This window comes from Paraburkholderia sp. RL17-373-BIF-A, assembly GCF_046030175.1.
Classification (GTDB): Bacteria; Pseudomonadota; Gammaproteobacteria; order Burkholderiales; family Burkholderiaceae; genus Paraburkholderia.
In genome coordinates, this window is the sequence record NZ_JARESO010000105.1 from 1 (window position 1) to 14,856 (window position 14,856).

The 14,856-nt window shown below is 58.7% G+C and carries 15 protein-coding genes, 1 tRNA gene and 3 pseudogenes; 9 read left to right on the plus strand and 10 right to left on the minus strand.

The genetic code is table 11. The features are described from left to right. The 4 genes from P0D80_RS46780 to P0D80_RS46795 form a co-directional block, all read left to right on the plus strand. On the plus strand, positions 1-307 hold a 307-nt coding region (locus P0D80_RS46780; RefSeq protein WP_408294726.1), incomplete at its 5' end, for an Hsp20/alpha crystallin family protein. 439 nt (positions 308-746) lie between these two features. After that, on the plus strand, positions 747-1,310 hold the full coding sequence (locus P0D80_RS46785) for an Hsp20/alpha crystallin family protein (protein WP_408294763.1): 564 nt from the start codon (positions 747-749) through the stop codon (positions 1,308-1,310). Between the two features lie 45 nt (positions 1,311-1,355). Further along, positions 1,356-1,428 (plus strand) — tRNA-Lys (locus tag P0D80_RS46790). A gap of 80 nt (positions 1,429-1,508) precedes the next feature. Next, entirely contained in the window at positions 1,509-1,823 is a 315-nt protein-coding gene (locus tag P0D80_RS46795) for a hypothetical protein (RefSeq protein WP_408294729.1), read from the plus strand. A 28-nt stretch (positions 1,824-1,851) separates the two neighbouring features. Here P0D80_RS46795 and P0D80_RS46800 read toward each other — a convergent pair. The 3 genes and pseudogenes from P0D80_RS46800 to P0D80_RS46810 form a co-directional block, all read right to left on the minus strand. Further along, a pseudogene (locus P0D80_RS46800) lies at positions 1,852-2,806 on the minus strand (tyrosine-type recombinase/integrase). 6 nt (positions 2,807-2,812) lie between these two features. Then, positions 2,813-3,082 (minus strand): hypothetical protein, encoded by a 270-nt coding sequence (locus P0D80_RS46805; RefSeq protein WP_408294732.1) that lies wholly within the window; start codon positions 3,080-3,082, stop codon positions 2,813-2,815. A 501-nt stretch (positions 3,083-3,583) separates the two neighbouring features. Further along, entirely contained in the window at positions 3,584-3,991 is a 408-nt protein-coding gene (locus P0D80_RS46810) for a hypothetical protein (RefSeq protein WP_408294735.1), read from the minus strand. A gap of 701 nt (positions 3,992-4,692) precedes the next feature. On the opposite strand from P0D80_RS46810, the pseudogene P0D80_RS46815 reads away from it, so the two are divergent. Next, positions 4,693-5,014, plus strand: a pseudogene (locus tag P0D80_RS46815) (transposase); the annotation flags it as partial. 174 nt (positions 5,015-5,188) lie between these two features. Then, complete coding sequence (locus P0D80_RS46820) at positions 5,189-5,431, plus strand: hypothetical protein (protein WP_408294738.1); 243 nt, start codon at positions 5,189-5,191, stop codon at positions 5,429-5,431. Between the two features lie 46 nt (positions 5,432-5,477). Here P0D80_RS46820 and P0D80_RS46825 read toward each other — a convergent pair whose 3' ends face one another. After that, positions 5,478-5,852, minus strand: coding sequence for a response regulator transcription factor (locus P0D80_RS46825; protein ID WP_408294741.1), 375 nt, complete (start codon positions 5,850-5,852; stop codon positions 5,478-5,480). 364 nt (positions 5,853-6,216) lie between these two features. On the opposite strand from P0D80_RS46825, the pseudogene P0D80_RS46830 reads away from it, so the two are divergent. Then, positions 6,217-6,444: pseudogene (locus tag P0D80_RS46830) on the plus strand (hypothetical protein); the annotation flags it as partial. Positions 6,445-6,616: 172 nt separating this feature from the next. Here the strand turns inward: P0D80_RS46830 and phoU are convergent. Together phoU and P0D80_RS46840 are read right to left on the minus strand one after the other, a co-directional pair. Next, positions 6,617-7,324, minus strand: a complete 708-nt coding sequence (phoU, locus tag P0D80_RS46835; RefSeq protein WP_408294744.1) for a phosphate signaling complex protein PhoU — start codon at positions 7,322-7,324, stop codon at positions 6,617-6,619. A gap of 1,007 nt (positions 7,325-8,331) precedes the next feature. Then, entirely contained in the window at positions 8,332-8,601 is a 270-nt protein-coding gene (locus tag P0D80_RS46840; RefSeq protein ID WP_408294747.1) for a hypothetical protein, read from the minus strand. A gap of 859 nt (positions 8,602-9,460) precedes the next feature. Between P0D80_RS46840 and P0D80_RS46845 the strand changes: the two genes are divergently transcribed. Next, entirely contained in the window at positions 9,461-9,664 is a 204-nt protein-coding gene (locus P0D80_RS46845; protein ID WP_408294750.1) for a cold-shock protein, read from the plus strand. Positions 9,665-9,823: 159 nt separating this feature from the next. Continuing rightward, positions 9,824-10,354: a phasin family protein gene (locus P0D80_RS46850; protein ID WP_408294752.1), complete on the plus strand. Its 531-nt coding sequence runs from the start codon at positions 9,824-9,826 to the stop codon at positions 10,352-10,354. A 412-nt stretch (positions 10,355-10,766) separates the two neighbouring features. Here the strand turns inward: P0D80_RS46850 and P0D80_RS46855 are convergent, their stop codons facing one another. From P0D80_RS46855 to P0D80_RS46870, 4 genes are all read right to left on the minus strand, one after another. Further along, complete coding sequence (locus P0D80_RS46855; protein WP_408294755.1) at positions 10,767-11,345, minus strand: phasin family protein; 579 nt, start codon at positions 11,343-11,345, stop codon at positions 10,767-10,769. Positions 11,346-11,699: 354 nt separating this feature from the next. Beyond that, a complete protein-coding gene (locus P0D80_RS46860) occupies positions 11,700-11,915 on the minus strand; it encodes a hypothetical protein (RefSeq protein ID WP_408294766.1) in 216 nt (71 codons plus the stop codon). Between the two features lie 1,611 nt (positions 11,916-13,526). Further along, positions 13,527-13,826 carry a hypothetical protein gene (locus P0D80_RS46865; RefSeq protein WP_408294758.1) on the minus strand — a complete coding sequence of 100 codons (300 nt, stop codon included), beginning with the start codon at positions 13,824-13,826 and terminating at the stop codon, positions 13,527-13,529. Between the two features lie 825 nt (positions 13,827-14,651). Further along, a partial coding sequence (locus P0D80_RS46870) for a transposase (RefSeq protein WP_408294761.1) occupies positions 14,652-14,856 on the minus strand: 205 nt, incomplete at its 5' end.

The window sequence follows — 14,856 nt, forward strand, 5'->3', positions numbered from 1 at the left end:
CGTGTTCGAGGACAGCCAGGGCATCACGCTGTGGGCGGACCTTCCGGGCGTCACCAAGGACAAACTCGACGTGAAGGTGCACGACGGCAATCTTTATATCGAGGCCGAAGCGGTCGTGCCCACCCCCGCCGGTCTGCGGCTGCAGCACGCCGAGATCCGTGAACCGCATTTCGCGCGCGCGTTTTCGCTGAGCCCGGACTTCGACGCATCGAAGATCGATGCAAACCTGCAGGACGGCGTGCTGAAGCTCACGATTCCGCGTCGCGACGAAGCACGCCCGCGCCGGATCGAGGTGCAGACGAACTGAGCCCGGCAGAGCCGCAACGACGACAGGAGAAAAACCGGCGGCGGCCCCGCGGGGTCGCCATCGCCCGTTCGTGGAGGTCTGGAAACAGAACGTCATGGAGGAAGGGTGATGCAGATAAACGATCAGAAGATGCGCCGTGCCGGTGCGTCAGTTCGCAAGCGGCCCGGCCTTCGCTGATGGTGGATATATCGGCTTGGTCACGAGCGGGCGCGATGCCCGTCTGCTCGCCGACTGGTATCTGCCGCGTCGCACCCGGGCGGCAGACGCAGCGCGACGTCCCGCCGCAGCCCATCAGTCTGACTGCAAACGGTGTGTCCGCGAGCGCTGAAGCCTGGCAACGGCGGCCGCCCGGGCGAGTCCGGGAACGCAGCAGAAACGTTGCGGTGAGAGCCTAATGACGGAAATTAAGCTCTCCAGTCAGATCATCGAGGAGCATACGATGAACCCCGACCTGAAAAAGTGGAACCCTTTCAGATTTCTCCGCGGCTCAGCAGGCAAGCAGGATACGGACAGCCCGCAAAGCGGGCCTGACAGCGAATCGTCACGTGTCCCGTGGCCTGACATTCCGCGTCTTTTCTCCCGTGATCCGCGGCGTGCGCTGGAGGATTTCTTTCACGATCCGTTCGCAGCGCGCGGCGCGCTCGAACGATGGTTTGGCGACTTCAGTTCATCGCGTTTCCAGCCGCGCATCGACGTAGTGGACGAGGGGAAGATACTGCGCGTGACCGTCGAACTGCCAGGCATGGAGCGGGAGGATCTGACGGTTGGCGTCGAGGACGGCGCGTTGGTATTGCGCGGCGAGAAAAAGCAGGATGTGCACAGCGAGGAGGATGGCTGCTATCGGCTTGAGCGCGCATATGGGGCCTTCACGCGCACGATCCCGATGCCGGAAAATGCTGATCCCGACCACGCTCTCGCAAAGTTTGACAAGGGCGTGCTTACGTTGACCGTGCCGAAACAGGAACCGGCGCGATCCGCGAGCCGCACGATCGATATTGGCTAGCATCGGGGGCATGACGCTCGCGAGGCAAATGAATGGGAGTCGCTCGGGTCGTTAGCTCAGGAGGTAGAGCAGCGGACTTTTAATCCGTTGGTCACTGGTTCGAATCCAGTACGACCCACAAGCCGGCATCAAAGACTGCATCCACCATTACACCCACGATATCATTCCGACGCAGCGCGACTCCGAACGGACGACATCATGGTATTCGATACTGACTGGCTCACTCTGGGCCGGCACCGCTTGCGGCTGCGCTCGACAAAGGGCTTTTCGAGGGAAAGGGTGCGCACCGTGGTGGAAATCGTCCGCATTGCGATCGACAATAACATGAGCGCGCGTGCGCGACTGATCAAGGTCGTCTGCCCGGACGAGAAGATGTACGACGTGCTGGTCGGCACCACGATGAAAGAATACAAGGTTTGCACGCCGCAGCTTGACGCGGTGATCGCGGCCATGCCGGCCCTGCTGCCGGATCAGATCAACGTCACCGCCACGCCGGTCGAGCCACGGCGTTAGCCATTGGCCGATAAACCGCGCTGCAGTATTACAGCCGAATCCGCTCCACCTCGTCCAAGCTTATGTCCTCGCGACGCCGGTCATAGAGCTGCGTGGTACGCGTCGACGCATGATTTGCCGTCGCCGTGGCATTTTGCAGCGTGCACCGCTCTTCAGGTAAGCGGCGATGCCGGTCGCACGGAACGTGTGAATAGCGGTCGCCATACCGATGCCAGCGGCGATCGCGCGCCGCCGCACCACGTATACGCGTTCGCCTGCGGCAGCGGCGTGGCGTTCAGCTGCCCGGTGCCGCGCCGGTTCGTGCGGAACAGCGGCCCTTTCGAGTCACTGGCGATGCCGGTGCCGTCGAGGTGCGCATGCAGGTACGCCTCGAGCGTGTGATGACAGGGTATCTCGTGCTGCCTGCCACCTTTCTCACGCAAACGCACCCACAGGCGCCGCTGCTGCACGTAGACGTCGTCGACGCGCATTGCCAGCGCCGCGCAGACCCGCGCGAACGAAAACACTAGCGCAATCAGCGCGCGGTGTCGCAGGCCGATTGGCGTGCTGACATCGATGCTGTCGAGCAGCTGCCGCGCCTCGGTGGCATCGAGCACCGGCGTCCTGCCTTTTTTCGTGGTGTGGGAAGGTCCGCGCACCGAAGCGGCCGGGTTGTGCGGGATGATCTGGCCGATCACGCGCCAGTCGAACAGGCGGCGGATTGCCGCGAGCCGCTGCTTGACGGTCGGCGCCGATAACGTCTGCGGCTGCAGTTCGATCCAGCTCGCAACATGCAGCGGCTGCACCGCGGTGATCGACGTCACGCCGGCACCGGCACACCAGGCGAGGAAGTCCGCGGCCGCACGCGCATACGCGCGGCGCGTATGCGGATTGCGGATTGCCGACGCGAAGAACTCCAGAAAACGGATACCGGCCCGTTCACCCGCTGCATCGACCAGCGCAGGCACAGACGCCGCCCTTGCAGACGGAACGAGCGGGTTCATGCGTCGCTACACGCCCAGAATCCTGCCGACCGCTTCATTGAATTCGGCCTTCGCTTCAACGATCGCCTCGTCGGCTTCCTCCTCGAGGTTATCGACGTTCGCATCGATCACCTCCTGCAGGGTCAGATAAGCAGCAATGATGCTGTCCAGCTGGTCGTCAGCGACCCGCGCATAGACGGCCTCGCCGAGCGCCTCCATGAAGTCACCGCGGCTTCCGCCGATCAGGCCGTCCGCGTTGGTTTCCAGGTCATCCTTGAACTGTTCCACGTCAGCCATGCTTTCCTCCGGAAAGTAGTATCACGTTGCTAGAATAGGGTGTCGTCCGCAAGGCATGCGCCTGGTGCGCCGGCGCCTGCATTTCAGCCATTGTCTTATGCCAGCCTCCCACGAACCGCGTCGTCTGCAAAAGCAGCATTTTTCTGCCCGGGGGCGCCGCCTCGTGCGCGGCCTTGGCCGCTTATCGTATGTTGCCGCCGGTGGAATATTGCGATAGAACGGGTCCCTCCAACGTAAAATCTGCTCGTGCCCTAGGATCGTTAATATCGAGGATCTTGATTTGATACAGAGCGTGGTCCGCATCGGATCGGATTTACGCCGTACTCCCGTCTGCCGGATGCGTAGCGTCGCTTTTCACCCGACCCAGCTACGGGATCCCAATCAGTAATCTGTAGATGTATAACTTGGCCTTGATTCGCGATTGAATAGAGAAGTTGGCCGCCGGGCGACATCATGGAAAAACGGGTCATCTTTTTCGTGGGGAAAACATCACCCGGCCGATCAAGAAATCATTGCAGCGCTCGCCAGCGAAAAAGCTCTTCTCACCCGGTTCGCCTGCGCCGTTTTCCCGGCGAAACGCATCCGGCTACACTCGGCGCTGCGACTTGAGTCGCTCATCCTAATTTGCATCACTTTAAGGTCGGGTAGAACCGGCCGCCACTCGCGAGCAAAAACCACGACACTGCGAAACGTCAACGCCGCGCATAGTTCGGTGATCGCCAGAGACGACCGGCTAATCATGCGACAGGCTATCGACTTGGCCGCAAAGTGCGTCAGCGAAGAGAACAAGGTCTCGCCCAAGGTGGCCGCGTCGTCGTTCGCGACGGTGTGGTTCTGGCTTCGGCGTATCGCGGCGAACTGAAGGATGGCGAACACGCCGAATACACGCTCCTCGAACGGAAGCTGCAAGGTGTAGACCTCGAAGGCGCCAACGCTTTACTCGACCCTTGAGCCTTGCACTCATCGAAATCACCCGAAGGTGTCATGCACCGATCGCCGTGTCACCCATTTGACCGACGGCGCGCGCAGCAGCGCTTCGTCTGACGCGGCTTTATTAGGGTAAGCGCGCGCTTAGATAATTTTTTGCCAGACCTGATCTGCGCGAGCATAAAATACCCATAACCCCTTCATCCTTCGCGCCGTTTTGGGGTCGGGCCGCAATCACCCTGAAGGGCGTCACTCCAAGCGAGACCAATGAAAACGATCAAGACGATCCTCACGGCGATCCGTTCGCCGGGGCCGGGCAAGCTCCTGTAAGCGCCACAACACGGAGACCTCACCGATAACCGGGACCAAGGGTGCAATCAATGCCGCATCCGCAGCTGGCCGCCGCGACCTCACTGCGCGTTTTGACCGGCCACTGTCGGCAGTCGAATTCCACCAACTCGCGGCTGTTCCGGCTGAGGCCGAATGGTTTGCCAATCTCGACAATCCGCGCACGCGCCGCGCGTACCAGATCGACCTCCGGGACTTCATGGGGTTTGCCGGGATCTGTGCTCGAGGAGGGGTATTCATTCGATCCGCGCAAAGTCTGGCGGTGGTGGCGTAAGAAATCGCTTGTAGCAAAGCTCTGCGACCGCCAGAAAATGCACGGAAAGTACGAATACCCGAAGCACCACCTCATTACCGAAGCGCAGGGCATCCCGCTCGCAGTAATCCTCACTGGCGTTCAGGGCGACCTGGGCTACGATCACGACAAAGACCGCCGTGCTACACGCTGCTGGTACCGCCACTGAAATCACCCGACGTGGTGAGCCTCCCGGTAGCGGGCTGGGCAAAACACGCTGGGTCGTCGAGCGAACCATCTCCTGGCTTCACGACTTCCGACGACTACGCGTCCGCTTCGAACGCCTTGCATTTATCCACGAAGCCTTCGTGAAAATCGCCTGCTGCATCATCTGTTGGCGAAAACTGAAGAACTCATTATGTTAACGCCTGTTAGTGATCCGCCGACGCCGCGGCAGGCAGAGATCACGGCCAAACGGATGCGGATGCTCGAAGAGTGGCGAAAAAACGGCCGTAAAAGGGACGAGTAGGCGTGCACTGGTCGCGGCACGTCGTATGCGGCGGGATGGCTACAGAGATGCCACGCGGAAGGGAGGAGCGATGACTCGAGATACATTCGTCAAGCAGCTCGAGCGAGACGCCAAGGTCATCAACGCAATGCACTACGCGCACTATGCCTTAGCTCGGCATCACTCGCTGCCGGTAATAATCGAGGGGCAGCAAATTCGGATGGACTTCTCGCTCGAGATTGAAAAGCTGACAGAGGCCATGAAATTGCTAGGCGTTGACACATCGCGCGGACTACTTGCACCGCCCTTCAGTAAGCCCGACGAAGCCGGATAGCGGATCGGCGCCGCCCGGACACTCAGCGACTAAAGGGTACAGCGCCTTATGTAACGCCTAGCGCTAATTCAATGGTATTGATCAGTATCGTGCCGTCGAATGGTTTTTCCAGATAGCCCGCAGCGCCTGACGCAAGAGCCTTCTCGCGAACGGCCGGATCGTCGTGTGCCGTAACGAAGATGATGGGCATGCCAGTCGGAGCAAAGCGACGCTGTAGCTCCAGCCCGTCGATCCCCGGCAGCTCATAGTCCAGGATCACGCAGGCGGGCCAACCCGATGTCAACGACAGCGTGCCCAGGAATTCCTCGCCACTGGAAAACGACTCCGCCTTTATCGCGACAGAACGCAGCAAGCGCTTGATGGCGCGGGCAATTGATTCGTCATCGTCGATCACAGCGACGATTTTGTTCAGGGTAGCCATATAACGACGCGGTCGTTTCCGGCAGGACAGCCATTTGTAACTTCAGCTTAACGGAGGATCGGATGATGTGCTATAGAGATTTGGTCCGATAGCAGCGCCGTACAGGAGCGATCTGTTCGGCGTCTCGAATCCGGCGAATCTCCCGAATTCGATTCGAGCGTCGTGCACCGCGAGACCGAATTCGCGAGCAAGTCGTTGACTATGAGTGTCGACGAAACTATGTCCTTAGTCGCCCAACCCTGCCGAACGATGCTCCGCAAGCACATCGGCAGGGTAAAAGGTACTGTCAACTTCTTGTCCCGGCGTGGTATCGAACTCGCAGTACTTAAGGACAGCCAAGTTAATCGGCGAGGCGCTTGAACGAGTTGAGTGCTGCCGTCGATGGCTCAGGAAAAATGGGCTGAAGATGGACTGGCTCGACAGGGTCCGCATCGGTCAACTCGCTCTGAAGATTGCCAGCAAGGACTTGCTGGAGGCAGGCGTCGCAGTCCGGCTGTCCAGCGTGAACGCTCTCCTCACCAGCGAGATGGAACGCAAGGAGTCAAGCACAATGGTCCAGAGGATGATGGCACTTTGCCACGACGCGCTCTGAACACGTTCGAGCTCACGCTCGTAGCAACAGCTTTCATGTCGCGGGCAACAGCGACAGCGCTGGCCGCTCCGAAATCTCTATCACGTTGGGAAAAGCGGCCGCAGTTGCCTGTACAGATTTCGGAACGACACCAGCCGTTCCAGTGATCGTCGTGCCCACCCGCTTTCCTCCTTCAACTGCGCAACATCTCATGCTCGCGCTGCTTTCTATGTTCGTGGCGAATATCGGTGCCGCGAACAACATAGACGACGGATTCAGCAATGTTGGTCGCATGGTCGCCGATGCGTTCGATGGCCTTTGCAATGAACAGGTAGTCCAGTCCCCTCGAGATTGCACGAGGGTCTTCCATCATGTATGTCACGAGCTTTCGCACAAAAGCGCGAAACTCGTTATCGATGGCTTCGTCATCCCGGATAATCTGTTCTGCGGAAGTCGTATCCATGCGTGCGAACGCGTCCAAAGCCCGGCGAAGAACGTTTGAAGCCATTTCGCCCGAAACCTTGATTTCAGCAATGTTGATGTCCCGCGCGTCGGAACACATCGCAATGCGACGGGTTCGCTTCGCAATCTTGCGCGCCTCGTCGCCCGCACGTTCAAGATTGGTGACGCATTTTGAAGCCGCCATCAGGAGGCGCAGGTCACGGGCGGCCGGTTGTCGACGGGCGATAACATTGCTAATCTCTTCATCGATTTCTATTTCCATCGCATTGAGACGGCGTTCACCCTCGACGACGCGTTCGACAAGTTCCATGTCGAACGTATTCAATGCGTCTATCGCGTGCGTAATCTGTGACTCCACGAGGCCGCCCATTCCGAGCAGCCGCGTTGAAAGCAGAGAGAGGTCAGCATCAAACCGACTTGAGAGATGTTTGTCCGGCATTTATCTTCTCCTCAACCGGCGCGGCCGGTGTCGTAATTTTAAGCTGCCCGCTGTGTCGAGTTCGACAGAATCTTTTCGGGCTGCACCAATCCCGACATGCTCGTCGAAGTGTATGAATGCCGTCCGTTCCGTGAAGCCGCCGCCGAATACATCGATGCGTCGCCTCGAATACCGCTAATGGCATGCGCCAAGGTATGCGTGAGGGGTTTCAGCCGCTACGCGGCGGCATCTTGGAGCCAGGCGGCGGATTTCGACATCCCCGCCCGAGCGTGGGCTCCGGCGGCCCTGCCTGCCTCCGTCCAGTCCACAAGGAGCGTCAACCTCAACCGTTTAGCCGTCAGTTAAAAACAGTATATACCGTATTATTGATGTCCAAAATCCGATGCACAGCATCACGCCACTCTTCCGAAATGGAGTGAGCGATCATCCCAATGGCTCAAAGCATGCCTGACTTGGATGGCGCGTCTCCTCAGACAACGCGCGCAGTGCTCCCTGCCGAAGCTGGTGGCAGTAACAGGCTATGCCAATGACGCGAGCAGACTTCAGACGGACGGACGTGTGTTTGACCTTCATCTCACCAAACCACTGTGGCTGGACGACCTCGGGGATGTCTTGTTGTGCTCGTAGAGCATATGCGTCCGGGCGTGTGCAGTCGTATGTCAGTGCAAATATCACTGCTCCAACACCAGCGATGTGCGTGAAGCTTCGAAAAACCCGGTAGGTTCGGTCGACGACCGATATCCGGCTTATGCCGGCGTGTGTCGGTTTTGAGTATTCCGTGAGCCAGCGCCGCAACGGTTCCCTAACCACTCAACTCGTTGTCTTCGTCCGCTGGATCGCCGTGCCCGACAGCACAGACGTCCGTACGGAAGTTTGATGCCGCGATTTACATACATGAGGCAAGGCTGCCGAACGGGCGGAACGGGCTTGCACGATTGATTCACCGGCCCACTCCGCCCGAGGCTGCATCAGTGATCGTGATGCCAATCACCTCGCGCCCTTTCGTACTACTGGCCGTTTCCCCTTGAGCCGCCCGGTCCACTGTTGACGTTGCCGCTATCGGAACGCTCCGTCGCGGGATTACTGCGCGCCGAGCGGTCGCCACTGCCCGTGACGTCGGGCGAACCGTAGCCCGTCTCGGTCGGGGCCTTCATCGAACCGGCGCCGACGCCGGGTGTCGGAAGCCCGCCAGCGCTGCCGCCGGCTTGTGCGTATGTACTTGCCGACAGTGCCATCGCGAGAGCCGAAGCGAACAACGCCTTGGTTATATGTTTCATGGCTCACCTCCATGCAAGCGTCTGCCGCTCACACGAATAGGCGCCGCAAGGGATGTGCCTCGTGTCGTTGAATCTTCGCCAAGGACAGTAGGCGCTGTATAAATCATATTAAACCGCCCCAACTTTCCAGCGGCAAACGTTTTCGAATTGACGGGTAAACCCGGTTTATTCGGGAGTGGTGTTTCCTGTATCTTTTTCATTACGACATACTGAACATCTGACTAATAGCCCTGTTGGCCGAGGGCCGGACGCACTTTCCGCAGACAGTACCGTTAGTCAGCAAAGCTATATACCTGAGAGAAAACATTGTGAAAATCGCGACCCAAGCAGGCGCCTGGGTGAGCCCCTACACGCCTCAAAACCTTGACACTGCGATTACGCATCTTGAGCGGGTCCTGTGCGCGGACGGTGCCGATTCGTTGTTCGCACAAACTTACTGGCGCGGTCGGGTTCTTCAGGCGTACGCAACGCCCGGGCTCTTGCGAAGGCAACGGGAACGGCTACAGCGACTGCTTGACCGGCTCGCCAGCGCTCCGGCAGATTCCAGGCGCCGGATGCAGGCCGCCCGAGAATGCTCGCCCCACTTGGCGGGCGTCCGATGGGCGCAGGCCTGGAACGGCTGACTTGTTTCACACAAGCAGATGACACGGGGCTGCATGTCTTCGGGTCGGACATAACCATCGCAGTAGGCACGCATTGCAACCCGAATAACAATTCGCAAGCCCAGACAATGGTTTCCCCGGGAACAGGAAAGCTTTTCCCACTCGCGTCCGCACGCGTGCAACGCTGCCTGCAGCGCAACTTTTTTAATTTTCAACACCGAGTCAATGACTGTTTTTAACTTCCTTGGAATCAGATAATGCAGACCGGCAAAGTGAAGTGGTTCAACGATGCAAAGGGCTTCGGTTTCATCGCGCCGGACGATGGTGGCGAAGACCTGTTTGCCCATTTTTCCGAAGTGAAGTCGGAAGGCTTCAAGTCTCTTAGCGACGGGCAAAAGGTCAGCTTCGAGGTCAAGCAGGGACCAAAGGGCAAGCAGGCCGCAAATATCCAGCCGCTCTAGGAACATGCCCGTTTCATGCCGCACGCAGCGTGCGGCATGAAAACCCACGCTCTACGACAAGATTCGCTTCCCGCATTCAGGCCTACGTATTCCAGCCGACGGTCGGAACGCGCCCAGCCGAATCAGTCGAAACGCCACTCGACACTGGAATTTAAACCGATGGATACGAAAATTTACGAACAGGTAGCTGCCGCACAGAAAATCGCCGTTGAGTCTCTTTACGGATTTTTTAATACTGGTTTTGAGGCTTGCGAAAAGCTCGTCGCATTGAACGTGCAAGCAGCCAAAGCTTCGATAGTGAAGACCAAGGCCATCGCATCGGATGTCCTTACCCTTCCAACCTGGGACCCTCAATCATTCTTCGAATTGCAGTCCCGGCAATCGCAAGCGGCCACGAAGAAGGCGCAAGCCTACTGGCAACATGTGAATGAGATAGTCACAGAGACGCGAAGTCAACTGCTTGTGTCAAGTGAAAATCTGGCCGGCGAGTACGTTCGTGGGAGTCAGGTAATCATCGATAATCTCGCCCAACGGCCGCCGGCGGGAAACGAATCGATTACCGCTTTCTGGGCGAAGGGCTTTGGGGCAATGTGGGACGCAGGTAACACATTGCACGAGCAGACCAGGGCTGCGGTGAAGGAGACTATGGACGTCATCGACAAAGCCCGCAAGCCGGTAGCCAAGGCTTAAAACGCCAGGCGCCTCTCATGTGCGGCGAGGACCGCAGTCATTGTCCTGTCCGCAGATGGTCCACTCGACCGGGCATCCGGGAAATTGCAGCCCGAGCGGGGATAGCTGACCTGCGTATCAAGCGAAGAAACTGAAATGCAGGCACAGATGCCAGATGCGTCTGCCGCAGAAAGCCGACAGAGATAGGTCGGTGCCACAGATTTTTGACGGAACATCCCACTATTGTCGCAAGGCGTGCATGGAAGCTGAAGTCTACAAAGGGTATGCCATCTGGGGGCACGCCATCCTGGAGCACTGAGATTGAACTCGTGACGCAGTGCCCCGGCTTTACATACGGTCAACGGTTTAAGCACACCGTACCTGCCCGAATTCGTGCAGCCGACACGCATCGACAATGCGCGTCGATGAACTCTCATTTTCCTGTGGCAGCTTTGACGTGTTCAACGGCCTTTTTGGCCATCCTGTTTGAGGCGGAAGCTGCGGCGCGAACGTTGTTCTCCGCAATCTCCAGTGCTTGCTCGGCGGACTTTTTACTGGCTTCAATCGTCGCGCCAGTCGCCTCACTAGCAGCCGTCACAGCGGATTGCAATACGCTCACGGCGACTTCGCTTCCGGCCGGTACATCGCTTGCGACCGTGTCGACAAAAGCTTGCGCGTCGTGCTGTCGCTGCCTGAATTGCGCCTCAGCGCTCGCGGCCAGTTCGACCTGTGTGTTAAACATGATGTTGCTCACGTGCCGCCAGTACGACTGCGCTTCTTCCATCGCGGCCTGCGCCCGCTTTGCGTGCAATATGAACAGCTCCTGCGGGTCTTTGGTTGACAACGCCATGCTTGCGATTGCCTGGTTTTCGGCGAGCGTCGATTTGACTGCCCGCAGGTTCAGCTCAGTCAGCTTTTCGATGCAGCCAAATGCCTTGGTCCATACGTCGGACAGCGTGTCGAGACTGGCTCTCCGCGAAGCAACCGCTTGTTCACCAGAAAGACTGCTCATTACAACCTCCGTCTGGGTAAAGGAGCGGGAAGTCCGCGGAGCCGCCCGATGCAACCACCGGACGGAACCACGGACGCCGCTACGGGGCAGGAATCTCGTCATGCAGCAAGGGCCGCTCCCGACGCTGAGCCATCGTTACCGGTGCTGACATTTTATTCCGGCTTGGGCACATGGACGTCGAAGCGCATCCCGGGGGCTGCCTTCCCGCCCTCGCCATCGGCATGACCGGTAATCGTCATAAAGGTCGTCGCCGCAAGGCGCTCCACTCGGCGGAGTGCCCAGTTGATACCCGTCCCATGTCCGGCAGTCCGATGTCATCCGGAACACCGCCGCGATGCGGCTTGTTGGTGCCTATTACCTGCCCGGATTCAACTCAGGGTGCAGGTGTGAGTAAGGCGCTCCGTACTTCAGCTCGTAGTGGACACCGGCGCCGGTGCGCGTTGGCGGAAAGCGGTCACCCTCAACGCATGTGGCATCGAATGTTCGGCCCTCGTTGTCGCCACCTTCAAGAATGACCGAATAGATACCCGACACCTTGACGATTTCGCCGGGTTTCAAAATGTCTGCCATGGTGCCTCCTTGCTTGCGCCTCTCATTACTCGGGCGAATCGTCATCCCTTTCTTCCCCGTCCCCCGACCATTGCGGGTGCTTCCACCCGTCGCCGGCGGGTCGCTGGCGGAAAAGGTTTCTTCAACAACCTCGTCGACATCCTCCTCGGACTTTTCACTTGTGCGGTTCGGTTCCTTCGGTGTGGCCGCCATGTCGGTCTCCGGCTGCGCTGGGCGTCATGGATGCGAGCAAGGAGTATTCCGCTAGGCAGTCTCCCCTTAGTGAGGTAGCGGCGCAACGGCCGGCTGCCAGTCGCCGCAGACGAAATGACATTCTGATCGGCCTTTTGTTCCCACGCGTCAGGCTGTTGCCGCCAGTCAAGTGTGGGCAGCGCCGTCTAGGGCGGCACCGGAATGGGCACGCCGAGCTGAAGCGTGAATATCCGGACGCGCAGACTGCCGAGAATGCCGCCTCATTGGGGCGGCCGAGCGGCCCCGTCTGAAAGCCACGGAATTCATCGAATCGGATCGGTGCGGCGGCACCCCTCGAGGCGCAACAGCCTCTGCACTCGATATCCGAAGATGGCGAGCGACTACGCTCACCTCCCTAGTAGGTCTTTTTCACGACCAGACTCCGGGGAGTCCATCGCCCCTTTCTCTGCGTCTGCTTTTTCGACTTGCTTTCAGAGTGCCCATCGCGTTCGCGCCGGCGCCGCCAGACATCGTGTCCGTCGCGCCACTCACGTTCCGGTTCGCTTTTTCCTGACACTACCGGCAGCAAGACCTGCTACTAGGGCCCGCAGGGTTGTCTGTGGTGTTTTCTCGCATTGGCAGTCCGGAATTGCGAACTTTGGATTCAACCTTCCTCGCTAAATCCAAGATGGTTTCCACTGCAAAGTACCTTCCGAATTGATTCGATATGCTATTGGACTGGCCCTCCGCGACGGCCTGTTTAAGAGCCATCCATTCAAAACGTCGTGTTTGGACAACACTGCTCCGCGCTGGGACGGGAATCTGGACGTTGCCCAATAGCATCGCTTGTGTGCTCATCCCTTCCTCCGTGCCTTTGTGCACGCCGCATTGATCTTGTCCGACGAGGCGGCCAGCCTGCCTTGCGCATCGGTTGAAAGGATGCCGCCGAACTCACGCTGACCGCCGCGCATTTCGCGGTAACGACTGCACTCGCGGATTATGTGGCCACGCCGGCCGCGATTGCTCCAGACCCGGCGAGTGGTGCGGCCGCCTCGTGAGGCCGTTTCTGACTGAGTTGCGGTAAAGCCTGTTACGGGGAAGGGCGACGGGCAGTGGGAATTGCTGGCCGATCAGGTGCACCAGCCGGACGTAGCAGGCATGACGTCCACGTTGCCGGCCGGCTTCCTCACCATTTTCGCTTCGGTGCCTCGGATCCCGATCGTCGATTAAAAGGCCGACGACACGGCATCGAACGCGGCCACCGTGCACGACTACCTCTACAGCACGCACATTGCGGTCCACGGAAGCGGATGCTGTGCGCGCGAGGCCTCAGATGTAACCGCCGACCCGGACTGGCGTCGGCAGCTCATGTGGGCTGGCGTTCGAGTTTTTAGCTGGTTCGGCGAAGGTGCGGAAATGGCTTCGTTCACTCCGTGCGCATCAACTATTCGGGTCGTTCTTCGGCAATTGATTCAGTCGCTCCTGCAACTCAGGCCTGACGCTGAACTTCGGCTCCGCTATCCAATCCGACAGATATTCCTCCCAGTCTCTCCAGAGACCATTGTCAAGGTCGAATTCCCGGTCGATCAGATTAGTGTCGTCATCCAGATAGCAATAGACAACCCGGCACCCGTCCCAATAGGCAATGGCGTTGTCTGTCAGATCCGCGGATGTGCATCGCATTACATCCCGAAGGAGGTCTGCCAATTGTGTTTTGAACTGGTCGATGGTCAATTGCATGCTCGCTCCCGTTGGATTCGAGGAGCTACCCGCAATCAACGGGCCTGACGGATAACCAACGGGACTCGTCTTTTTGTCTCAACTTTCGTTCGCGCCCACCGACGCACATGAATCAGGTCCGTCGTTCGAACTCGCGTAAAATCGCCTCGTCGACTGAAGCGATCACGTCAGTGCTGGCAACCTTTGCCGAAACAACGAAGTTCAACCTCGGCTGCATCGCTCCTACCGGTTGATGCATCCCATTGTGAGTGACACTAAAAACATCTGCGCCGGCGGATGACATGCCTTGCAGTCAGCATCGCGTCGCAGTCGTTATTCGCGTGCCGCAACCTAATTTTTTCCATTCCCTTTCTCTTTGCGCCTATTGGCGCACACCTACCGGCCTACGTCCGCTGCGCGTTAATTGCAGTCCGATTCGGGCTTACTGAAGGGTGGTGCCAGTAGCCCACGGGATGTGTCGATGCCCAGCAATTCCATGGCTTCTGTCAGCTTTTCCATTTCGAGCGAAAAGTCCGTCCGAAATTGCTGTCCCTCGACTGTTACCGGCAGTGAATGATGTCGGATCAAAGCAACCTCGCATAGTGCATGGCGTTGATGACTTTCGCGTTTCGCTCGATCTGTCCGACGAATGAATCCTTGGCCATCGCCCCCGTCCGCACGCGGTAGCGTTTCTGGCTGTCCGGTAGCATGTGCCGTGCCCCCCCGCCCCCCGTCCGTTAGTCCTGTTGCGGTCGTTTTTTCCATTCCGCGAATCGCTCGGCCAGAAGCGGACCACCGGCCCACGCTCTCGCGCTGCCGCTCGAACGTCGGCTCTGCCTTGCGGATTCACCCGGTCGATGCAGCGGCTTGCTGAAATCGTTCAGCTGGTGTGTCGACGTCAAGTGTTTTTCGGGGACGTTCGTTGAGTCGCCTCGCCACAGCATTAAGTCTGGCCTGTGAATAGCCAGAGAGATCGATACCTTTAGGGAAGTACTGTCTGAGAAGCCCATTTGTGTTTTCGTTCGAGCCACGTTGCCAGGGATGCTGCGGG